Origin of the sequence: Methylobacillus methanolivorans (genome assembly GCF_044751345.1) — a bacterium.
Taxonomy (GTDB): Bacteria; Pseudomonadota; Gammaproteobacteria; order Burkholderiales; family Methylophilaceae; genus Methylobacillus; species Methylobacillus methanolivorans.
Window position 1 is genome coordinate 19,773 of record NZ_JBIWXY010000003.1, and the last position, 20,471, is coordinate 40,243.

Annotated in this window: 19 protein-coding genes and 1 other RNA gene; all 20 read left to right on the forward strand. The window is 55.3% G+C overall.

What is annotated here, in order from left to right; translation table 11 throughout:
* Positions 1–27 precede the first annotated feature (27 nt).
* Positions 28–1,062: a dihydroorotase gene (gene pyrC, locus ACIKP9_RS12435; protein WP_400883455.1), complete on the forward strand. Its 1,035-nt coding sequence runs from the start codon at positions 28–30 to the stop codon at positions 1,060–1,062.
* Positions 1,063–1,124: 62 nt separating this feature from the next.
* An RNA gene (gene rnpB / locus ACIKP9_RS12440) (RNase P RNA component class A) lies at positions 1,125–1,457 on the forward strand.
* Positions 1,458–1,837: 380 nt separating this feature from the next.
* A complete protein-coding gene (gene mraZ, locus ACIKP9_RS12445; protein WP_230348971.1) occupies positions 1,838–2,284 on the forward strand; it encodes a division/cell wall cluster transcriptional repressor MraZ in 447 nt (148 codons plus the stop codon).
* Positions 2,281–3,246 carry a 16S rRNA (cytosine(1402)-N(4))-methyltransferase RsmH gene (rsmH, locus tag ACIKP9_RS12450; protein WP_400883459.1) on the forward strand — a complete coding sequence of 322 codons (966 nt, stop codon included), beginning with the start codon at positions 2,281–2,283 and terminating at the stop codon, positions 3,244–3,246. Before mraZ ends, rsmH begins: the two co-directional genes overlap by 4 nt.
* Positions 3,243–3,506 (forward strand): cell division protein FtsL, encoded by a 264-nt coding sequence (gene ftsL / locus ACIKP9_RS12455; protein ID WP_400883462.1) that lies wholly within the window; start codon positions 3,243–3,245, stop codon positions 3,504–3,506. The genes rsmH and ftsL overlap by 4 nt, the downstream gene beginning before the upstream one ends.
* The gene (locus tag ACIKP9_RS12460) at positions 3,503–5,257 is read left to right on the forward strand and encodes a peptidoglycan D,D-transpeptidase FtsI family protein (protein WP_400883465.1); all 1,755 of its coding nucleotides are present in this window, start codon (positions 3,503–3,505) and stop codon (positions 5,255–5,257) included. The genes ftsL and ACIKP9_RS12460 overlap by 4 nt, the downstream gene beginning before the upstream one ends.
* Complete coding sequence (locus tag ACIKP9_RS12465) at positions 5,254–6,678, forward strand: UDP-N-acetylmuramoyl-L-alanyl-D-glutamate--2,6-diaminopimelate ligase (protein ID WP_400883468.1); 1,425 nt, start codon at positions 5,254–5,256, stop codon at positions 6,676–6,678. The genes ACIKP9_RS12460 and ACIKP9_RS12465 overlap by 4 nt, the downstream gene beginning before the upstream one ends.
* Complete coding sequence (locus ACIKP9_RS12470; protein WP_400883471.1) at positions 6,675–8,039, forward strand: UDP-N-acetylmuramoyl-tripeptide--D-alanyl-D-alanine ligase; 1,365 nt, start codon at positions 6,675–6,677, stop codon at positions 8,037–8,039. The genes ACIKP9_RS12465 and ACIKP9_RS12470 overlap by 4 nt, the downstream gene beginning before the upstream one ends.
* Positions 8,029–9,114 (forward strand): phospho-N-acetylmuramoyl-pentapeptide-transferase, encoded by a 1,086-nt coding sequence (gene mraY / locus ACIKP9_RS12475; RefSeq protein ID WP_400883473.1) that lies wholly within the window; start codon positions 8,029–8,031, stop codon positions 9,112–9,114. The genes ACIKP9_RS12470 and mraY overlap by 11 nt, the downstream gene beginning before the upstream one ends.
* Before the next feature lie 18 nt (positions 9,115–9,132).
* On the forward strand, positions 9,133–10,494 hold the full coding sequence (gene murD, locus ACIKP9_RS12480; RefSeq protein WP_400883476.1) for a UDP-N-acetylmuramoyl-L-alanine--D-glutamate ligase: 1,362 nt from the start codon (positions 9,133–9,135) through the stop codon (positions 10,492–10,494).
* A complete protein-coding gene (gene ftsW / locus ACIKP9_RS12485) occupies positions 10,491–11,669 on the forward strand; it encodes a putative lipid II flippase FtsW (RefSeq protein ID WP_400883479.1) in 1,179 nt (392 codons plus the stop codon). The genes murD and ftsW overlap by 4 nt, the downstream gene beginning before the upstream one ends.
* Positions 11,666–12,772, forward strand: a complete 1,107-nt coding sequence (gene murG / locus ACIKP9_RS12490; RefSeq protein ID WP_400883482.1) for an undecaprenyldiphospho-muramoylpentapeptide beta-N-acetylglucosaminyltransferase — start codon at positions 11,666–11,668, stop codon at positions 12,770–12,772. The genes ftsW and murG overlap by 4 nt, the downstream gene beginning before the upstream one ends.
* Positions 12,769–14,196 (forward strand): UDP-N-acetylmuramate--L-alanine ligase, encoded by a 1,428-nt coding sequence (murC, locus tag ACIKP9_RS12495; protein ID WP_400883485.1) that lies wholly within the window; start codon positions 12,769–12,771, stop codon positions 14,194–14,196. Before murG ends, murC begins: the two co-directional genes overlap by 4 nt.
* Positions 14,193–15,083: a UDP-N-acetylmuramate dehydrogenase gene (murB, locus tag ACIKP9_RS12500; protein WP_400883488.1), complete on the forward strand. Its 891-nt coding sequence runs from the start codon at positions 14,193–14,195 to the stop codon at positions 15,081–15,083. The genes murC and murB overlap by 4 nt, the downstream gene beginning before the upstream one ends.
* Entirely contained in the window at positions 15,076–15,984 is a 909-nt protein-coding gene (locus tag ACIKP9_RS12505) for a D-alanine--D-alanine ligase (protein WP_400883491.1), read from the forward strand. The genes murB and ACIKP9_RS12505 overlap by 8 nt, the downstream gene beginning before the upstream one ends.
* On the forward strand, positions 15,974–16,705 hold the full coding sequence (locus tag ACIKP9_RS12510; protein WP_400883494.1) for a cell division protein FtsQ/DivIB: 732 nt from the start codon (positions 15,974–15,976) through the stop codon (positions 16,703–16,705). Before ACIKP9_RS12505 ends, ACIKP9_RS12510 begins: the two co-directional genes overlap by 11 nt.
* A 25-nt stretch (positions 16,706–16,730) precedes the next feature.
* Positions 16,731–17,969 carry a cell division protein FtsA gene (gene ftsA / locus ACIKP9_RS12515; protein ID WP_230348959.1) on the forward strand — a complete coding sequence of 413 codons (1,239 nt, stop codon included), beginning with the start codon at positions 16,731–16,733 and terminating at the stop codon, positions 17,967–17,969.
* Between the two features lie 88 nt (positions 17,970–18,057).
* On the forward strand, positions 18,058–19,221 hold the full coding sequence (gene ftsZ / locus ACIKP9_RS12520) for a cell division protein FtsZ (RefSeq protein ID WP_400883498.1): 1,164 nt from the start codon (positions 18,058–18,060) through the stop codon (positions 19,219–19,221).
* Positions 19,222–19,334: 113 nt separating this feature from the next.
* Positions 19,335–20,264: a UDP-3-O-acyl-N-acetylglucosamine deacetylase gene (gene lpxC / locus ACIKP9_RS12525; protein ID WP_400883501.1), complete on the forward strand. Its 930-nt coding sequence runs from the start codon at positions 19,335–19,337 to the stop codon at positions 20,262–20,264.
* Between the two features lie 3 nt (positions 20,265–20,267).
* Complete coding sequence (locus ACIKP9_RS12530) at positions 20,268–20,450, forward strand: hypothetical protein (protein ID WP_400883504.1); 183 nt, start codon at positions 20,268–20,270, stop codon at positions 20,448–20,450.
* Positions 20,451–20,471: the final 21 nt, after the last annotated feature.

A 20,471-nucleotide genomic window follows, 5' to 3' on the forward strand; every position in this document is an offset into this window, starting at 1 on the left:
AGTTAGATATATTGAATAGAGAGTTTCATGACGACTACGATCACGATTACCCGTCCTGATGATTGGCATCTGCACTTGCGCGATGGCGCAGCTTTATCTGCAGTGCTGCCTGATACTGCACAGCGCTTTGGGCGTGCGATCGTAATGCCCAATCTGCGCCCGCCTGTGACGACCACTGCGCTGGCGCGGGCTTATCGCGAGCGCATTTTGCAGGCTTTGCCAGCAGGTTCAAGGTTTGAGCCCTTGATGACCTTGTACCTGACAGATAATACCAGTGCGGAAGACATAGCATTGGCCAAGGAAAGTGGCATTGTGCATGGTGTGAAGCTTTATCCAGCTGGTGCGACGACCAACTCGGACTCTGGCGTGACCAATCTTGGTCATTGTGTGCAAGCATTGGAAGCTATGGAGAAACACGGCATTCCCTTACTGGTGCATGCGGAAGTCACTGATGCCGATATTGATGTGTTTGACCGTGAGCGGGTGTTTATCGAGCGTAATATGATCCCCTTGTTGCAGCGCTTCCAGGGCTTGCGTGTGGTATTTGAGCATATTACGACCAAGGATGCGGCTGACTTTGTTGCCCAGGCGCCTGACAATATCGCAGCTACCGTGACAGCGCATCACCTGCTGATGAATCGTAATGCCATGTTTAATGGCGGGATTCGGCCACATCATTATTGCTTGCCTGTACTCAAGCGCGAAGAGCATCGCCTGGCCTTGGTTGCCGCGGCGACTTCTGGCAGTGCCAAGTTCTTCCTGGGTACAGATAGTGCTCCCCATGCCAAGTCTGCAAAAGAAGCGGCTTGCGGTTGTGCGGGCATGTACACCGCACATGCTGGCATAGAGCTATATGCAGAGGCATTCGAGGCGGCAGGTGCGTTGGATAAACTGGAAGGATTTGCCAGTTTTTATGGGCCAGATTTTTATCGCTTGCCCCGCAATGTGGATACGGTCACGCTAGAGAAGGCGACATGGGAAGTGCCAGTCAGCCTGCCATTTGTCGATGATGAGCTGGTGCCTTTGCGTGCAGGCAGCACCATTGCCTGGCGCTTGAAGTAAGCATTGCTTGGTTTGCCCTGGTCCTTGCGTGCTCTAGGCAGGGCTTGTGGTAAACTGACGCCGAAGCTGGCCAGGCAGCCGCCGCTCGCGTAAGCGAGGGGAGGAAAGTCCGGGCTCCATAGAGCGGGATGACGGCTAACGGCCGTACGCAGCAACCTTTATGTTGCAAAACATGAAGGCCAAGGCGAGGAATAGGGCCACAGAGACGAGTAAGCCGCAAGGTGGATGTGAAACGCGGTAACCTCCATCCGGAGCAAGGCCAAATAGGGTAGCAATGGCGTGGCTCGCGCTGCTACCGGGTAGGCTGCTCGAGCCTGGCGGTAACGCCAGGCCTAGATGAATGGCTGCCACCCGCATTGCGGGAACAAAACCCGGCTTATCGGCCAGCTTCATTTTCTTGTATTTTTGCGACCAGCCCGGTCAATACTTTCTCTTTTTCATCCCTTCTACCAAGATTCAATCACCTCTTTAGCGTTTCTCATAAAGCACTTTCACTACATTTCCTATCTCCTTATTTTTTAAGGATAAAAATTTTCTCATGGAAATCGTCTAAGTCATTGTCCTGTAAAGGAAAAATCCTAAAAAAGCCCTTGCATTGGCATTTTTTTTTATCTATAGTGGGTGTTAGTGGAGAAAAGTGGAGTTTTGTGGGGTATCGCCAGCCAAAAGTTGATTGCTCATCTCCAGGTGGTTGGCGATTCTCGACTCCTGATTTCATTAACACAACATGCTGTCACCTGTGCGAAATGGTGCCAGTATCCGGTAAAGGGGCCTCATGTTTCGCGGTGCGACATCTTTGAATATGGATGCCAAAGGCAGGCTGGCTGTGCCAGCTAAGCACCGTGACGCCCTGCACGCTCAAAGTGAGGGCAGTCTTGTCCTGACTGCGCATCCTCATCGTTGCTTGCTCCTATATCCCCAGCCTTCCTGGGAGCCTATCCAGTCCAAGGTGATGGCACTTTCCAGTTTTGATCGTCAATCCAGTGCCTTGCAGCGTTTGCTGGTTGGTTTTGCCGAGGATGTCGAGCTGGATAGCGCTGGTCGTTTGCTGGTTTCACCAGTCTTGCGTGAATTTGCCGGGCTTGAGAAGCAGGTGATGCTGGTGGGGCAGGGTAGCCATTTCGAGTTGTGGGGGATGGAGGCTTGGCGCGCTCAGTTGCAGCAAGTGATGGCAGCCGAGAATATGGAGTTGCCGGCCGAGTTGGAGGGCTTCTCGCTGTGAGTGCAGGCATTCGCCATGTACCCGCTCCCCAGGTTTCTCAGCATGTAACGGTTTTGTTGGATGAGGCAGTGGAGGCTCTGGCGATCAAGCCCGATGGCATTTATGTCGACGGTACGTTTGGTCGCGGCGGGCATAGTCGCAAGATGCTGGAGCAACTGGGGCCGCAAGGGCGGTTGATCGCGTTGGATCGTGATTTGGCTGCCATTGAGGCGGCACGGAATATCCAGGATGCGCGATTCACGATCGTCCATAGTCATTTTGCTGCCATGGCACAAGTGCTGGCAGATCTGAATATTCAACGAGTAGATGGTGTGTTGCTTGATCTGGGGATTTCTTCTCCGCAGATCGACGAGGGCGAGCGCGGCTTCAGCTTCAGGTTTGATGGCCCGCTTGATATGCGTATGGATCAAAGTCGTGGGCAGACTGCCGCGGAGTTTATTGCGACGGCGACTGAACAGGAATTGACGGGGGTAATCAAGGAATATGGTGAAGAACGGTTTGCTAAACAGGTTGCAAGGGCGATTGTTGCGCAGCGCACAGGAGGGATGGTCATCTCCACTACCGGACAACTTGCCAAGATCGTGGCAGGGGCGGTCCCCAAAATCGAGCCTGGCCAAGACCCGGCGACGCGCACCTTTCAAGCTCTACGGATTTTCATCAATCAGGAGCTTGAGGAATTGTCGCTGACACTTCCTCAGTGTTTATCTGTGCTGGCTCCGCAAGGTCGCTTGGCTGTGATCAGCTTTCATTCGCTGGAGGATCGCATCGTCAAGCGCTTTGTGCGTGCTGAGCAGGATAGGGACGACTTGCCTGCCAATTTCCCGGTGCGCGCTAAAGACTTGCCACAGCCACGCTTGGTGGCGGTTGGTCGTGCCATTCGCCCAAGTGAAGCTGAGGTGAAGCGTAACCCTCGCTCGCGTAGCGCGGTGCTGCGCGTCGCGGAAAGAACCGCGGTGCAATGATGGTGAAGCTCAACCTTATCCTCTTTTTGGTGGTTATTGTGGCGGCGCTCGGCGTGATTACGTCACAACACAAGGCGCGCAAGCTGTATATCGAGTTGCAGCAGCAAGAGGATATGGCGAAACAGTACGAGATTGAGTGGGGACAATTGCAGTTGGAGCAAAGCACCTGGGCCATGCATTCACGTATTGAGCGCATTGCTGAGAAGCGCCTGAATATGCAGGTGCCAGACCCTGCTCGTATACAGGTGGTGGCGCCATGATGCATGCAATGCGTACCCGTGGCGTTGGTTCTAAACCGCGCGTGGTAGTCAGGCTGCCAGTGTGGCGTCGCCGTTTATTGTTGGCGGTGGTGCTGGGCGGTTTTGCCGTCCTGCTGGGGCGCAGTGTGTATTTGCAAAGTGTGCATAAAGCATTTTTACAGCAAAAAGGCGATGCGCGTTACAGCCGCTTACTAAGCTTGCCTGCGCATCGCGGCAAGATTACGGATCGCTATGGTGAGCCGCTGGCGATCAGCACGCCGGTTGAATCTATCTGGGCCAGCCCGCCCGATGTCAAGGCAACACCTGAACAACTGACAAAGCTAGCCAGCATACTCAAGCTCAAGCGGGAAGTGGTAAAAGCCAAGTTTGATAACACGCAGCGCGAGTTTGTGTACCTCAAGCGACGCTTGCCACCAGAGCTCGCCGCACAAGTGATGGGGATAGGTATTCCTGGTGTATTCATGCAGCGTGAATACCGCCGTTACTATCCTGCTGGGGAAGTGACTGCTCACCTGGTTGGATTTACCGGAATTGATGACAACGGCCAGGAAGGCTTTGAACTGCATTCGCAAAAGTGGTTGTCAGGCAAGCCCGGTAGCCGCCGTGTGATCAAGGATAGGCAAGGCCGTATTGTGGAAGACCTGGAGGCAGTCAAGGTGCCGCAGGATGGTCATGATCTAACGTTGTCCATTGATCGCAAGATCCAATACCTGGCTTATCGGGAATTGGCGGCTGCGGTGGAAGAACACAAGGCCAAGGCCGGTTCTGCAGTGGTGTTGGATGCCAAGACTGGCGAAGTATTGGCCATGGCCAATGTCCCCAGTTATAACCCGAATAATCCTGTGAACCTGACCGGCGGGCGGTCACGCAACCGTGCCATTGTCGATACCTTTGAGCCTGGCTCTACACTGAAGCCATTTACAGCGGCGGCGGCCTTAGATAGTGGGCGCTACAAGCCCAGCACGCTGATCGAAACATCGCCTGGTGCGATGCGTATAGGCACGGCCACAATACGTGATGCCCACCAACAAGGCTTGCTGACAGTGGCTCAAGTCATCCAGAAATCCTCCAATATCGGCTCCGCCAAAATGGCGCTAAGCATGGAGCCGCATTACATGTGGAGCATTTACAACCAAGTGGGTTTTGGCTCTCCCACGCGCATTGGCTTCCCTGGGGAGGCTTCTGGCAAATTGCGCAACTACAAAACCTGGCGTCCGATTGAACAGGCTACCATGTCGTATGGGCATGGTATCAGCCTGACTTTGTTACAGCTGGCGCGGGCCTACACGGTATTCACCAATGATGGTGCCGTATTGCCGGTATCTTTGCTCAAGCTCAAGGAGCCACCAGTAGGACATCAAGTCTATAAGCCAGAAAGCGCAAGGCATTTGAAAGATATGATGGAAACCGTGATCCAGCCTGGTGGGACCGCACCTCGTGCGCAGGTGCTGGGCTATCGCGTAGGTGGCAAGACTGGTACGGCGCATAAGCCAGGCGTAGGCGGCTACCAGGCTAATCATTATGTGTCTTCATTTGTCGGGTTTGCACCCGCATCCAATCCACGCCTGATCATTGCCGTGATGATAGATGATCCAAGCGGCGGCAAGTATTACGGCGGTACGGTGGCTGCACCGGTATTCAGCAAGGTGATGGCTGGTGCTTTGCGTATGCTGGCTGTGCCGCAGGATGCACCGAACAATAACGTCGTCATTCCGGTAGATGATCTGCCTGAAATCAAGGAGGTGGTATGAGCCTGCCTAGCCTTGATGTAAACCATTTCACTGGCATTACCTCTGATAGCCGCCAAGTGAAGGCTGGCAACCTGTTTCTTGCTTATCCAGGTGAGCAGGCCGATGGCCGTCGCTTTATTGGGCAGGCCATTGCGCAAGGCGCTACGGGCGTACTTTGGGAGCAGGAAGGTTTTGACTGGAACCCTGCATGGATTGTGCTCAATCAGCCAATTTCTGGCCTGCGGCAGCAAACGAGTCAAATCGCCGGGCAGTTTTATGCACACCCATCGCGTTTACTTTGGATGATAGGCGTGACGGGTACCAACGGCAAAACTTCTTGCAGCCATTGGCTGGCACAGGCATTCAATGCCTTGCAGCATAAGGCGGTTGTGATTGGCACGTTGGGTAATGGCTTCCCGGATGCTTTATCTGTGGCTGTTAATACCACGCCTGATCCCATCCACCTGCAAGCTATGCTCGCAGACTACTTGCACGCTGGTGCTCAAGTTGCTGCGATGGAAGTGTCTTCGCACGGCCTGGATCAAGGCCGCGTGAGTGGGGTGGCCTTCAAGGTAGCGGTGTTGACCAACTTGACGCGCGACCACCTGGATTACCACGGCGATATGGCCAGCTACGCTGATGCCAAGCGCAAATTATTTTATGTCGACGGTTTACAAATGGCCATCCTCAACCAGGATGACGCTTTTGGCCGGGAGCTACTGAGCGAGCTCAAATCCCGCGGTCAGCCAACCTTGAGCTATGGCTTGAGCGGTGGCGATGTACGCGGCCATGATCTGTATTTCGATGCAGATGGCTTGCATATGCAAGTACAGACCCCGCAAGGTGCCGCGACGCTGCATGCCAAGCTGGTCGGCCGTTTCAATGCCAGCAATCTGCTTGCGGTGCTTGCGACATTGTTGGCTTCAGGCGTTGAGTTACAAGATGCCGTGAGTGTGCTGGCTGAGATTCGTCCTGCACCAGGCCGCATGCAGCAGTTGGGTGGGGGTGATCAACCGCTGGTGGTAGTGGATTATGCCCATACGCCCGATGCTTTGGAAAAAGCACTGTTAGCCTTGCGCGAGCAAGCCAAGGCAGAGCTGGTCTGTGTATTTGGTTGTGGTGGTGATAGAGATAAAGGTAAGCGCCCACTCATGGCAGAGGTTGCATCAAGGCTAGCAGATAAGGTGGTGGTGACTTCAGATAATCCACGTAGTGAAGAGCCAGCAGCGATCATCAATGAGATCGTGAAGGGCTTGCATGGGTTGGCGCAAATGGAGCCAGACCGCGAACGCGCTATTGTCCAGGCAGTCAGGTCTGCCCAGGCTGGAGATGTCGTGCTGATTGCGGGCAAGGGGCATGAGGATTACCAGGAAATCGCCGGTGTGCGTTATCCATTCAACGATGCTGCAGTGGCTGCTAGCGCCTTGGGAGCCGCGGCATGATGTATTTGTCTGAAATCGCAAAGGCGACAGGCGGCACCCTGCTGGGTGAGGATGTACTGATTCAGTCTGTCGGTACCGACAGCCGTAAGCTGGAAGCCGGGCAATTGTTTGTTGCGCTCAAGGGTGAGCATTTTGACGGCCATGATTATGCCTGCGATGTATTGAAGCAAGGTGCGGCAGCCGTGCTGTTGTCGCATGAGGTTGATGCGTTGCCTGCGGTCTTGGTGGATGACACCCGTTTGGCGCTTGGTTGCCTGGCCGCTTACTGGCGACAAAAATTCAGTATTCCTGTGGTGGCGATTACCGGCAGCAATGGCAAGACCAGTGTCAAGGAAATGCTGGCGGCTATCCTGCGTGTTGCAGCCGGTTCGGAGAATGCCGTGCTGGCAACCCAAGGCAATCTTAATAATGATCTCGGCTTGCCATTGACCTTGCTGCGCCTGCGTGAAACGCACCGTTATGCCGTGGTAGAGATGGGCATGAACCATGCCGGCGAGATTAGTTATCTCACAAAGATTGGCTGCCCTGATGTGGCCCTGATCAATAACGCGACCTCTGCCCACCTGGGCGGCCTGGGTTCAGTCGAGGGTGTGGCAAAAGCCAAGGGTGAAATTTTTGAAGGCTTAGTGGCAGATGGCACGGCAGTCATCAATGTGGATGATGCCTTTGCGGGTTTCTGGCAAACATTGGCGGCTGAGCACAAGGTACTTACATTCGGTCTCAATGCAGGGGCAGATGTCAGTGCTGAGTATAGCTTGGAGGCCGATGGCAGTAAGTTGCATTTGTCGACGCCTGTCGGTGAGCAATCGTTCCGTTTGCCTGTGCCAGGTTTGCACAATATCAGGAATGCACTTGCAGCTACTGCTGCAGCTTTGTCCGTAGGGGCATCCCTGGATGCAATCGCAATGGGGCTAAACGGCTTTGGTGGCGTCAAGGGGCGGTTGCAGCGCAAGCCCGGCCAGCAAGGTGCTTTGATCATTGATGATACCTACAACGCCAACCCTGCCTCCATGCGTGCTGCCATTGATGTATTGGCTCACCAGTCTGGCAAGCGTTTGTTGGTGATGGGCGATATGGGTGAGCTTGGCGAGAACGAGCAGGCATTGCACGCTGAGCTGGGGATTTATGCCAAGGCAGCCGGGCTGGATGGCTTGTATGCATTGGGCGCATTGGCCGAACAGGCAGTCCAGGCGTATGGCAGCGGCGCTAGCCACTACGACACGGTTGAGTCACTAACGACTGCATTACTACCTGAACTGACACCTGATACCACGGTCCTGGTCAAGGGCTCGCGTTTTATGCGCATGGAGCGGGTCGTCGACCTGCTGCAAGAACAAAAGGAGAACCATCATGTTGCTTGAACTCGCTCGCTGGCTGGCCCAGGATATTCGCGGCTTTAATGTGTTCAATTACATTACCTTGCGTGCCGTGCTTGCGACATTGACGGCATTGGCTATCTCTTTCCTGGTCGGGCCCAAGCTGATCCGCAAGTTGACCGAATACAAGGTAGGCCAGTCCGTGCGTGACGATGGCCCGCAAACCCACTTGGTAAAGGCAGGTACGCCCACCATGGGCGGTGCATTGATTCTGATTGCGATAGCAGTCTCGACCTTGCTTTGGGCCGACCTGACCAATCGCTTTGTCTGGGTTGTGCTGATCACGACGCTAGGTTTTGGCGTGATTGGGCTGGTGGATGATTGGCGCAAGGTGGTCTACCGCAATCCCAAGGGCTTGTCCGCCAAGGCTAAATACTTCTGGCAATCATTGATTGGTGCGGGCGTCGCAGTTTATTTGTTTTACACCGCGACGGTGCCTGCTGAAACCGAGTTGATCGTGCCATTCTTCAAGCACTTGGTGCTGCCATTGGGTGTGGTGAGTTTCATCGTGCTGACTTATTTCGTCATTGTCGGCACCAGTAATGCCGTCAACCTGACTGATGGCCTGGATGGCCTCGCCATCATGCCCACCGTGATGGTGGCGAGCGCGTTGGCCGTCTTCGCCTATGTGGCGGGCCACTTGTATTTCTCCAAGTATCTTGGCGTGCCTTATGTGCCAGGTGCCGGTGAACTGGCCGTGTTCTGTGCCGCCATCGGTGGGGCTGGATTGGGCTTCCTCTGGTTCAACGCTTACCCGGCAGAGGTATTCATGGGCGATGTTGGCGCGTTGGCACTGGGTGCAGCGTTGGGAACCGTCGCGGTGATCGTGCGCCAGGAAATCGTGTTGTTCATCATGGGGGGCGTGTTCGTGATGGAGACTATTTCCGTGATGTTGCAAGTCGGCTCATTCAAGCTCACCGGCAAGCGGATTTTCCGCATGGCGCCTTTGCATCACCACTATGAGCTCAAGGGCTGGAAAGAGACGCAAGTCGTCGTCAGGTTTTGGATCATCACCATGATGCTGGTGCTGGTAGGTCTTTCTACATTGAAGTTGAGATAAGAAACCGGTCAAGACAATATGCTGCAACTCAAGGACAAACAAGTGCTGGTGCTAGGGCTGGGTAATACCGGCCTTTCGGCATTGCGCTGGCTTGCGCGCCAGGGTGCGCGCCTGTCCGTTGCAGACACGCGTGCAACGCCGCCTGGCCTGGAGGACATCAAGCAGGAGTTTCCGGGGCTCAGCATTCATTTGGGCGCATTGACTGCAGCGGCATTTGAGCATGCAGAGTTGATCGTGGTTAGCCCTGGTATTCCTGTTGCTGAGCCTGAAATCCAGGCAGCTATCGTGCGTGGTATTCCGGTTGTGGGTGATGTTGAGCTATTTGCCCAGGCAAAGTCGGCGAATGCCAAGGTGATTGCCATTACCGGGGCTAACGGCAAAAGCACTGTGACCACGCTGGTGGGTGAAATATGTAAAGCCGCTGGCTTCAAGACCGTGGTGGCAGGCAATATCGGCCTGCCCGTGCTTGAGGCCATGGATGAAGCCGCTGAAGTTTATGTGCTGGAGCTATCCAGCTTTCAATTGGAAACGACTTACAGTCTCCAGGCTGATGCAGCCACGGTGCTCAATATCAGCGAAGACCACATGGATCGTTACGAAGGCATGCAGGCCTATGCCAATGCCAAGGCACGTATTTTTGCCCATGCCAGCCTGCAAGTGCTCAATGCTGATGATGCCTGGAGCCGTGAAATGGCGATTGACGGCATAGCGAAGCTGACGTTTGGCTTGGGTCTGCCTGTCAGCGACATGGATTTTGGCTTGCTACACGAAGCGGGCGATGTCTGGCTGGCGCAAGGCCAGCGCCAATTGATGCCGGTTTCCCAACTCAAAATTGCTGGCTTGCACAATGCAGCCAATGCATTAGCTGCATTGGCCTTGTGCAGTGCGCTACATATTGATGAAGCCGTGGCTTTGCAAGCCTTGCGTGATTTCACAGGCTTGCCGCATCGCGTGCAGTGGGTGGCTGATGTGGGTGGTGTCTCGTTCTATGATGATTCCAAGGGCACCAATGTTGGAGCCACTTGCGCGGCACTCAATGGCCTGTCGAACAAAGTTGTCTTGATCGCTGGTGGCGATGGCAAAGGGCAGGATTTCAGCCCATTGCAAGCCCCTGTGGCTCAGCATGCACGTGCTGTTGTGTTGATCGGGCGCGATGCTGGCTTGATCGCTACAGCCTTGCAGGAGACAGGTGTGCAACTTGAGCCTGCCGCCAGCCTTGAAAGTGCTGTGGAGCAAGCTTTCAAACTGGCCGAGCCAGGCGATGCCGTACTGTTGTCACCCGCTTGCGCCAGCCTGGATATGTTCCGCAATTACGTGCACCGCGCCGAGGTTTTTGTGCAGGCCGTGCATGACCTGCAAGTAAGTGAGGTGCGGGCATGAAGAACATGATGTACATGCTGAGTGGTCGTGACCGCCTGCCTTCTTCCTCCTCTACTTATGATCAAGCATTGGTCTGGGTAGTGTTGACCCTGCTGGGCATAGGCCTGGTCATGGTGTATTCCGCCTCTATCGCGCTGGCCGAGGCCGACAAAATGACAGGGCATCAGCCCACGTATTTCCTTGTGCGCCATAGCATCTTCCTGGTGATAAGCCTGCTGGCAGGCCTGGTCGCTTTCCAGGTGCCTACGCGCTTCTGGCAGAAGATGGCCCCTTATCTATTCATGCTGGGCTTGTTCCTGCTGGTGCTGGTGTTGGTGCCCGGCGTGGGGCGCAACGTCAATGGTAGCCAGCGCTGGTTGTCGCTCTTCGTGATCAATTTGCAGCCCTCTGAATTCATGAAGCTGTTTGCCGCGATCTATGTAGCCGATTACACCATCCGCAAGGCTGAGGTGATGGATAGCATCAAGCGTGGTTTCCTGCCGATGGTCGCTGTTATGGTCGTTGTAGGCTGGCTGCTGCTACGCGAGCCTGATTTCGGCGCATTTAGCGTGATCGTTTCTATCTCGATGGCGATTCTGTGGCTGGGCGGGATTAATGGCCGTATTTTTGGCGGACTGGTGGCCTTGCTGCCGGTGGCCGTGGTGGGCTTGATCTGGAGTTCACCATATCGCTTGCAACGCGTGATTGGCTTTATGGATCCCTGGGCCGACCCATTCGGCAAGGGCTACCAGCTTTCACACGCGCTGATTGCCTTTGGCCGTGGTGAGTGGCTAGGCGTTGGCCTGGGTGCCAGCGTGGAAAAACTCCTGTATTTGCCTGAAGCACATACCGACTTCCTGATGGCGGTGATTGCCGAGGAGCTGGGCTTTATCGGTGTCATGGTGGTGGTTGGCCTGTTTGCTTGGCTGGTAATTCGTGCCTTCCGCATCGGCAAGGAAGCGGTTGCCAACGAGCGCTACTTCTCCGCCCTGCTTGCACAAGGCATAGGTGTTTGGATCGGCGTGCAAAGCATTATCAATATCGGCGTGAATATGGGCGTATTGCCTACTAAGGGGCTGACCTTGCCTCTGCTGTCATTCGGCGGTAGCGGCATTCTGGCTAATTGTATTGCCCTGGCAATTCTCCTGCGCATTGATTGGGAAAATCGTCGGCTTCAAAAAGGATTGCCAGCATGAGTAAAACTGTACTCATCATGGCTGCCGGCACTGGTGGACACGTGATGCCAGGCCTGGCTATTGCCAAGGCAATGCAGGAACGCGGCTGGACGGTACATTGGCTAGGCACGACGCATGGCATGGAAAACCGCCTGGTGCCACCTAGTGGCTTGCCGATGACGCAGCTCCAGTTCTCAGGACTGCGAGGCAAGGGCTGGAAGCATAGCCTGTTGGGTGTGTTCCGCTTGGTCGGTGCAACATTATCTGCATGGCGTTTGATGCGTGCATTGAAGCCGCAGGTTGTGCTTGGTATGGGTGGTTACGTGACTGTGCCAGGAGGCTGGGCGGCACGAGTGGCTGGTGTGCCGCTGGCGTTAGTTAATGCGGATGCGGCACTGCTGATGTCGAACCGTGCGTTGGTCAAGCATGCGCGCCGTGTGTTGTTTGGTTTTGACGGTGGCGCGACCTCCTTGGGCGATATGGCTTTCAAGGCACGCGTGACAGGTAACCCGGTTCGCACCGAGATTATGAATATTGCAACACCAGAGCAACGCTTCGCCCAGCGGAGTGGTCCGCTGCATGTGTTGGTGGTGGGGGGCAGTCTGGGGGCGCAAGTGCTTAATGCCACTTTGCCTAAGGCCTTGGCTTTGTTGCCCGCCAAACAGCGTCCACTGGTGACGCATCAATCTGGTGCTCAGCATATTGATGCCTTGCGTGCAGCTTATGCGGCAGCTGGTGTAGAGGCCAATGTGGTGCCGTTTATTGATGATATGGCCAGTGCTTATGCACAGGCTGATGTGTTGGTATGCCGAGCCGGGGCAATCACGGTGAGTGAGTTGGCCACTGCAGGTGTCGCCAGCATCCTGGTGCCGCTGGTGGTGTCGACAACGTCACATCAGCGCGACAACGCGCGCTGGATGGCTGAGCACAATGCGGCGATTCATTTGCCGCAGCAGGAAATGACGCCGCAAAGGTTAGCTGGTTTGTTGCAGGAGTTAACACGCAGCCGTTTGCTGACCATCGCGCAAGCCGCACGCGAGCTGGGCAGGCCACAAGCAACAGACACGATAGCCAACGAATTGGAAAGTATTGCCCTGCCAGTGCAGGGAGGGACGCGCCCATGAAACATAAAGTAAAACACGTACATTTTGTTGGTATCGGTGGCTCTGGCATGAGCGGTATCGCCGAGGTGCTGCTCAACCTGGGGTTCAGCGTGAGCGGCTCTGATCTGGCAGATAATGCGACCACGCGCAGGCTGGCTGGCTTCGGCGCCACCTTGCACTTGGGGCATGCGGCAGAAAACCTGGGGCAAGCGGATGTGGTGGTGATTTCCAGCGCGGTCAAGGATGATAATCCCGAAGTCGTGGCAGCGCGTGAGCGTAGCATCCCTATCGTACCGCGGGCCTTGATGCTGGCAGAGCTCATGCGTTTCCGCCAGGGCATTGCAATTGCCGGTACGCATGGCAAGACCACGACTACCAGCCTGATTGCCAGCATTCTGGCAGAGGCCGGGATGGACCCTACTTTTGTCATTGGTGGGCGTCTGGAAGCCTCTGGCAGCAATGCACGCCTGGGCACCGGCGAGTTTATTGTGGCCGAGGCCGATGAGTCCGATGCTTCCTTCCTGCACCTGACACCTATCATTTCCGTGGTCACCAATATCGATGCTGACCACATGGATACTTATGGTCATGATTTCGAGCGCCTCAAGGGCGCGTTTGTCGAGTTCCTGCAACGCCTGCCGTTCTACGGCATGGCCGTGGTCTGCATCGATGACCCGAATATCCGTGCCATCCTGCCACAAGTGTCCAAACCGGTGATGCCTTATGGCTTCTCGGAGGAAGCGCGTATCCGTGGCAGCAATGTGCGGGCAGAGAATGGCCGTATGCATTTCACCGTGAGCCGCATCAACGGCGTGACCACCACCTTCGATGTCACGCTTAACTTGCCGGGTAAGCATTATGTGCTGAACGCGCTGGCGGCTATTGCTGTAGCAAGTGAACTGAATGTGCCTGATGCCGCCATTGTGAAGGCGCTGGCCGAGTTCAAGGGCGTGGGCCGTCGTTTCGAGCGCTACGGTGAGGTGCCAGCTAAGGATGGCGGTCACTTCACCCTGATTGACGATTATGGCCATCACCCGGTTGAGATGAATGCGGTGATTGCTGCGGCACGCGATGCCTTCCCAGGACGTAGGCTGGTGCTGGCTTTCCAGCCGCATCGCTACACGCGCACCCGTGATTGCTTCGAGGATTTCGTCAAGGTGCTGTCCGGTGCGGATGTGGTGCTGTTGACCGAAGTGTATTCCGCGGGTGAGGCGCCGATTGTAGCCGCTGATGGCCGCTCATTGGTGCGTGCCATCCGGGTGGCAGGCAAGGTGGAGCCCCTGTTTGTTGATACGCCGCAGGAGTTGCCGCAAACCATTATCGATATGGCGCAGGATGGCGACGTGGTGATTGTCATGGGGGCAGGCTCCATCGGCCAAGTGGCAGCCAATACCAAAGACATGGCATCGGTACAACCGATGGCGCTGGAGGCTGTGCAGCCATGACCACTGTCGTGACAGGCAAGCTGCTGCATAACGAGCCGCTGGCGCGTTATACCAGCTGGCGCACCGGTGGTGCGGCTGATTGCCTGTATGTGCCAGCCAGCCTCGAAGATTTGCAACAGTTTTTGTCTGGTCTGCCAGCGGGTGAGCCTGTGTATTTCATTGGCCTGGGTTCCAATCTGTTGGTGCGTGACGGTGGTGTGAGGGGAACGGTCATCCTGATGCATGGTGCGTTGAGCGCATTACACCTGGATCACGGCATGGTCTATGCCGAGGCAGGTGTCACCAGTGCCAAGCTTGCCAAGTTCGCTGCACGCCAGCATTTGCACGGCGCAGAGTTCATGGCGGGTATTCCAGGCACCGTGGGTGGTGCACTGGCAATGAACGCTGGTTGCCATGGCGGCGAAACCTGGGAAATCGTCGAGCGAGTGTTGACCATAGACCGCGCTGGTGAGGTGCATGAGCGTAACCACCAGGCATTTAGCACGGCTTATCGCCATGTAGACATGCCGGTGGCAGATGAGTGGTTCGTGGCCGCCTGGTTTCGTCTGGCTGATGGCGATGCGACGGAGGCTGAAGCAAAGATCAAGCAACTGCTGGCGAGGCGCTTGGCGACACAGCCGCTGAACTTGCCCAATGCAGGGTCGGTGTTCCGCAACCCGCCGGGTGATCATGCTGCGCGACTCATCGAGGCGAGTGGCTTGAAGGGTTACCGCCTGGGTGGGGCAGAGGTGTCGGAAAAACATGCCAATTTCATTGTCAACCAGGGCGAAGCAACGGCAACGGATATTGAGCAGCTGATCCTGCATGTGCAGGCAGTGGTGAAGCAACAGCAGGGCGTGGCACTGCATCCAGAAGTGAGAGTGATTGGAGAAAATGGGCATGAGTAGGAATTTCGGCAAGGTAGCCGTGCTGTTTGGCGGCAAGTCAGGTGAGCGCGAGGTATCGCTAAAAAGCGGTGCTGCAGTGCTGGCGGCCTTGTTACGCGGAGGCGTGGATGCCCATGCTTTTGATCCTGCAACGCGTGAACTGAGCGAACTGAAAGCGTTTGACCGCGTCTTTATTGCCTTGCATGGTCGCTATGGCGAGGACGGCACTATCCAGGGTGCCCTGGAGTTAATGGGGATTCCCTATACCGGCAGCGGCGTGATGGCTTCCAGCGTGGGCATGGATAAATGGCGCACCAAGCTGCTGTGGCGTGCTGCCGGGGTTGTGACGCCGGAATTTGAATTGGTGAATGCCGATAGCGATTTTGCTGCGATAGAGCAGCGCTTGGGTTTGCCATTGTTCGTGAAGCCTGCCAATGAAGGCTCCAGCATTGGCATTAGTAAGGTCAAAGCGGCAGGCGGCCTCAAGGCAGCTTATGAACTGGCTGCCAAGTCTGACCCTTTGGTCATTGCGGAGCAGTTTGTCGGCGGCGGCGAATATACCGTGGGTATTCTCGGTGATCAGGTGTTACCGGTGATCCGCATCGTGCCTGCCAACGAGTTCTATGACTACGAAGCTAAATACCTGCGCGACGATACGCAGTATCTCTGCCCATGTGGCCTGGATGCTGCGCTGGAAGAAAAAATCAAGGCAGAGGCCTTGCAGGCGTTCCGCGTGGTGGGCGGCCAAGGCTGGGGCCGGGTGGATTTCCTCATGGATGAAGCCGGGCAGCATTATTTCTTGGAGGTGAATACTTCACCTGGCATGACAGACCATAGCCTCGTGCCCATGGGGGCCAGGGCGATCGGCCTGAGTTTCGATGAGCTGGTGCTCAAGGTGCTGGAGCTGGCGCATGTGGGATAAGCCGCGCGTCCTTAACTGGATCGCGAACCTGCTGAATGCGCTGGCAGCAGTCATGTTTTTGTACGGGCTGGTGTATGTGATTGTGCACCTGCCGATTTTCCCGCTCAAGGAAGTGCGGGTGGAAGGCAAGCTGGACCATGTGACGCGTGAACAGATCAAGTTCATCGTCGATAGGCACTTGCAGGGTAATTTCTTTACGGTGGATGTGGTGAAGGCCAGGGATGCCTTCCAGAAGCTGCCGTGGGCACGCAAGGTTAGCGTACGGAAGCGCTGGCCAGACCGGCTGGAAGTGGTGGTTGAGGAACAAAAGGAACTGGCGCGCTGGGGCAATATTGCCTTGGTGAACACGTATGGCGAGTTGTTCCATGCAGCGTCGGATAGTGATTTGCCGGTGTTCTACGGGCCTGGCGATGGTGTGGCGGAAGTGGCCAAGCAATATGGCGTGTATAGCCAGATATTGGGGACAAGCACAGGCATGCATATCGCGCAGTTGGCATTGACCCCGCGCCGTGCCTGGCAGATCAAGACCAACAGCGGCATGGTGATTGAGCTGGGCCGGGAAGATATGGAAACGCGCTTGCAGAAGTTTGCCAGCGTTTACAAACAGACATTGGGCGGGCTGAAAGTGGCAATCAGCTACGCCGATTTGCGCTATCCCAATGGGTTTGCCGTGCGCAAGCCCGAGGGATTGCCGCCAAAACGCAAGACAGGAGCAGCCTGAGTACTATGGAAAATTGGAGAAATAAATGAGCAGGGTCCGGGAAGATAAGAACCTGATAGTCGGGCTGGATATTGGCACCTCGAAGATCGTGGCGATTGTGGCCGAGCTACAGCTGGATGGCAGCCTCAAGGTCATCGGCTTGGGGCAAAACACCTCGCGCGGCTTGAAGAAGGGTGTGGTGGTGAATATCGACTCCACCGTACAGGCGATCCAGCGTGCGCTGGAAGAGGCCGAGCTCATGGCGGATTGCAAGATCAGCACCGTGTTCACCGGCATTGCAGGCTCGCATATCAAGAGCCTGAATTCGCACGGCATGGTGAAGATCAAGGATGCCGAAGTGACGCAGATGGATGTGGATCGTGTGATCGAGACTGCGCGGGCGATTGCCTTGCCATCCGACCAGCAGATCCTACACATCTTGACGCAGGAATTCATTATCGATGGTCAGGAAGACGTACGCGAGCCTCTGGGCATGAGTGGTATGAAGCTGGAGGTCAAAGTGCATATCGTCACTGGCGCTGTTTCTGCTGCGCAGAACATCGTCAAGTGCATCAAGCGTTGCGGCCTGGAAGTAAGCGATCTTATCTTGCAGCCCTTGGCATCCAGCCTGGCGGTATTGACTGAAGACGAAAAAGAACTGGGCGTGTGCCTGGTGGATATTGGCGGTGGCACAACCGACATTGCCGTGTTCAAGCAGGGTGCGATCCGCCATACCGCCGTGGTGCCGATTGCGGGTGACCAGATCACCAACGACGTTGCCGTTGCTTTCCGCACGCCGACCCAATCGGCAGAAGAAATCAAGATCAAGCATGGCTGCGCCTTGCGCCAGCTGGCTGATGCACGTGAGGTGGTGGAAGTGCCGGGCGTTGATGGCCGTGACCCGCGCCAATTGTCGGTACAGACCCTGGCTGAGGTGATCGAGCCACGCGTGGTTGAGCTATATGAGTTTGTGCTCGGCGAATTGCGCCGTAGCGGCATGGAGGAAATGATTGCCTCCGGCATTGTGATTACAGGTGGTTCCTCCCTCATGAAGGGGATGGTGGAACTGGGTGAAGAGATTTTCCACATGCCGGTGCGCCTTGGCATGCCGCGCAATGTGGGAGGTTTGTCCGAGGTGGTAGGTAATCCGCGTTATGCCACCGGGGTGGGACTGGTATTGATGGGACAGCAGCAAGTGGAACGTCAGCTCCAGGGACAGATGGAATCCAATTCTTTCAGCCAGGTGTTGAGCCGGATGAAGAGTTGGTTCCAGGGTAATTTCTAGTAGTTGAGTAGCGTGTTTGTAAGCGATTGTGTGTAAGCAATAGTGCTTTTTTCGAGTTTAGGCAGACGTAACTTTGGAGGAATTTAACATGTTTGAGATTATGGACAGGGACTCACAAGAGGCCGTGATCAAAGTGATAGGCGTGGGTGGTTGCGGTGGTAATGCCGTGGCACACATGATTGCCAAGGAAGTTGGCGGCGTGGAATTCATTTGCGCGAATACCGATATGCAGGCCTTGAAAAAGAGCCATGCCAAGACGGTATTGCAAATTGGTACTGACATCACCAAGGGCCTGGGCGCTGGCGCTAAGCCAGAAATCGGTCGCGAAGCTGCGCTGGAAGACCGTGACCGCATTGCCGAGATCATTGATGGCGCAGATATGCTGTTCATCACTGCGGGTATGGGCGGTGGTACTGGTACCGGTGCTGCACCTATCATTGCGGAAGTGGCCAAGGAAATGGGTATCTTGACTGTTGCCGTAGTGACCAAGCCATTCTCTTTTGAAGGCAAGCGTACCAAGGTGGCACAAGAAGGCCTGGAAGAACTTTCCAAGCACGTCGACTCTCTTATCATCATCCCCAATGAAAAGCTCATGCAAGTGTTGGGTGAGGATGTGCCATTCCTGGAAGCATTCCAGGCAGCGAATGATGTGTTGCACAACGCTGTATCAGGCATCGCAGAAATCATTAATTGCCCAGGCATGGTGAACGTCGACTTTGCCGACGTACGTACCGTGATGTCCGAAATGGGCATGGCAATGATGGGGTCTGCTACAGCGACTGGTAGCGAACGTGCACGTATTGCTGCTGAGCAAGCGGTTGCCAGCCCATTGCTGGAAGACGTGAACCTGGCCAATGCGCGTGGCGTGCTGGTGAACATTACAGCAAGCACTTCCTTCAAGATGAAGGAGTACTACGATGTGATGAACACCATTAAGGAATTCACCGCTGAAGATGCAACCGTGATTGTTGGTAACGTGTTTGACGAGTCCATCGGTGACGGCCTGCGTGTGACCATGGTGGCCACTGGCTTGAATGGTGCAGTAGCACGTCGCCAACAGAAGCCTGAGCTGCGTGTGATGACCCAGGTGCGTGATGGTACGACCAACCAGCCTGTCTACATGGGTGGCATGGATGATGAAGGCCCTGCGGTATTCAGCTCCAATGGCCGTCGCGCCCAGGTGGAAGCCATGAAGATGTCAGGCGTGGAGGAATATGATATTCCTGCATTCCTGCGCAAGCAGGCTGACTAAGCAATAAGCCTGCATAGGCATGGTGAGGCTGGCTGCCTGCTCGGGTGGGCGCAGCGTCGCGTGTTATAATTGTGGCAACTATATGAATGAGGACTCTCGCGAGAGGGACAGCAGTGCTTAAACAAAGAACACTGAAAACTGAAATCAGCGCCACCGGTGTGGGCTTGCATTCGGGCGACAAGGTTACCCTGACCTTACGCCCTGCGGCCCCTGACACTGGTATTGTATTCCGTAGGGTCGATCTGCCCGACACCGCTGAATTCAAGGTGCAGCCTCATCTCGTTACCGATACCAAGTTGTGCTCTGCGCTGGAGTGCAACGGTGCCCGGGTTGCCACGATTGAACACCTGATGTCTGCCCTTGCCGGGTTAGGCATAGACAACATCCTCATTGAGCTGAATGCAGGCGAAGTGCCGATTATGGACGGCAGTGCCGGGCCTTTTGTATTCCTTCTGCAACAGGCTGGCATTGTCGAACAACCCGTGATGAAGAAATTCATCCGTATCAAGAAAACCGTTGAATATCACGAAGGCGATAAATGGGTGCGTTTTGACCCTTATTTCGGCTTCAAGCTCGACTTCACCATTGATTTTAACCATCCTGCCGTGGAGCACACTGGGCAGCGTATCACCATTGATTTCGCTGATAACTCCTACATCAAGGAAATCAGCCGCGCTCGCACTTTCGGCTTCATGCATGAAGTGGAGGCATTACGCTCTATGGGCCTAGCCCGTGGTGGTAGCCTGGATAATGCCATCGTGCTGGATGAGTATCGCGTACTGAACAGCGACGGTTTGCGTTATGACGATGAGTTCGTCAAACACAAGATGCTGGATGCGATTGGTGATCTTTATGTTCTGGGCCATCCCCTGATTGGCGCATTCAGCGCTTTCAAGGCTGGTCACTACATGAACAATCAGTTGCTGCGCACCTTGCTTGCTGACAGTGACGCCTGGGAATACGCGACTTTCGACAAGTTCGAGGAAGCGCCCGGCGCCTTCCAAACGCCTATCGGCATGCCGCCGGCCCTGCAATACGTCTAAGCCATGCTGGTCTTACGCATACTGCTGATACTGGGGGTGATCTCGGTCGCGGTGTCGCTGGGTATTTACGTCATTTCAGGTGACAAGCGTTATCTCAAGTTCACTTGGCAACTCATCAAGTTCACCTTGGTCTTGCTCATGGTGGTCGCCTTGGTCATTGCCATGGGTCGTATCGTTCTCTATTAGCTTGCGCAAAGGGCCGTCATC

What these genes read in the sequence shown, in the direction of transcription:
- pyrC (WP_400883455.1), top strand. Translation starts at nt 28, where the DNA reads ATGACGACTACGATCACGATTACCCGTCCTGATGATTGGCATCTGCAC.
- mraZ (WP_230348971.1), top strand. Translation starts at nt 1,838, where the DNA reads ATGTTTCGCGGTGCGACATCTTTGAATATGGATGCCAAAGGCAGGCTG.
- ftsL (WP_400883462.1), top strand. Translation starts at nt 3,243, where the DNA reads ATGATGGTGAAGCTCAACCTTATCCTCTTTTTGGTGGTTATTGTGGCG.
- ACIKP9_RS12460 (WP_400883465.1), top strand. Translation starts at nt 3,503, where the DNA reads ATGATGCATGCAATGCGTACCCGTGGCGTTGGTTCTAAACCGCGCGTG.
- ACIKP9_RS12465 (WP_400883468.1), top strand. Translation starts at nt 5,254, where the DNA reads ATGAGCCTGCCTAGCCTTGATGTAAACCATTTCACTGGCATTACCTCT.
- ACIKP9_RS12470 (WP_400883471.1), top strand. Translation starts at nt 6,675, where the DNA reads ATGATGTATTTGTCTGAAATCGCAAAGGCGACAGGCGGCACCCTGCTG.
- mraY (WP_400883473.1), top strand. Translation starts at nt 8,029, where the DNA reads ATGTTGCTTGAACTCGCTCGCTGGCTGGCCCAGGATATTCGCGGCTTT.
- murD (WP_400883476.1), top strand. Translation starts at nt 9,133, where the DNA reads ATGCTGCAACTCAAGGACAAACAAGTGCTGGTGCTAGGGCTGGGTAAT.
- ftsW (WP_400883479.1), top strand. Translation starts at nt 10,491, where the DNA reads ATGAAGAACATGATGTACATGCTGAGTGGTCGTGACCGCCTGCCTTCT.
- murG (WP_400883482.1), top strand. Translation starts at nt 11,666, where the DNA reads ATGAGTAAAACTGTACTCATCATGGCTGCCGGCACTGGTGGACACGTG.
- murC (WP_400883485.1), top strand. Translation starts at nt 12,769, where the DNA reads ATGAAACATAAAGTAAAACACGTACATTTTGTTGGTATCGGTGGCTCT.
- murB (WP_400883488.1), top strand. Translation starts at nt 14,193, where the DNA reads ATGACCACTGTCGTGACAGGCAAGCTGCTGCATAACGAGCCGCTGGCG.
- ACIKP9_RS12505 (WP_400883491.1), top strand. Translation starts at nt 15,076, where the DNA reads ATGAGTAGGAATTTCGGCAAGGTAGCCGTGCTGTTTGGCGGCAAGTCA.
- ACIKP9_RS12510 (WP_400883494.1), top strand. Translation starts at nt 15,974, where the DNA reads ATGTGGGATAAGCCGCGCGTCCTTAACTGGATCGCGAACCTGCTGAAT.
- ftsA (WP_230348959.1), top strand. Translation starts at nt 16,731, where the DNA reads ATGAGCAGGGTCCGGGAAGATAAGAACCTGATAGTCGGGCTGGATATT.
- ftsZ (WP_400883498.1), top strand. Translation starts at nt 18,058, where the DNA reads ATGTTTGAGATTATGGACAGGGACTCACAAGAGGCCGTGATCAAAGTG.
- ACIKP9_RS12530 (WP_400883504.1), top strand. Translation starts at nt 20,268, where the DNA reads ATGCTGGTCTTACGCATACTGCTGATACTGGGGGTGATCTCGGTCGCG.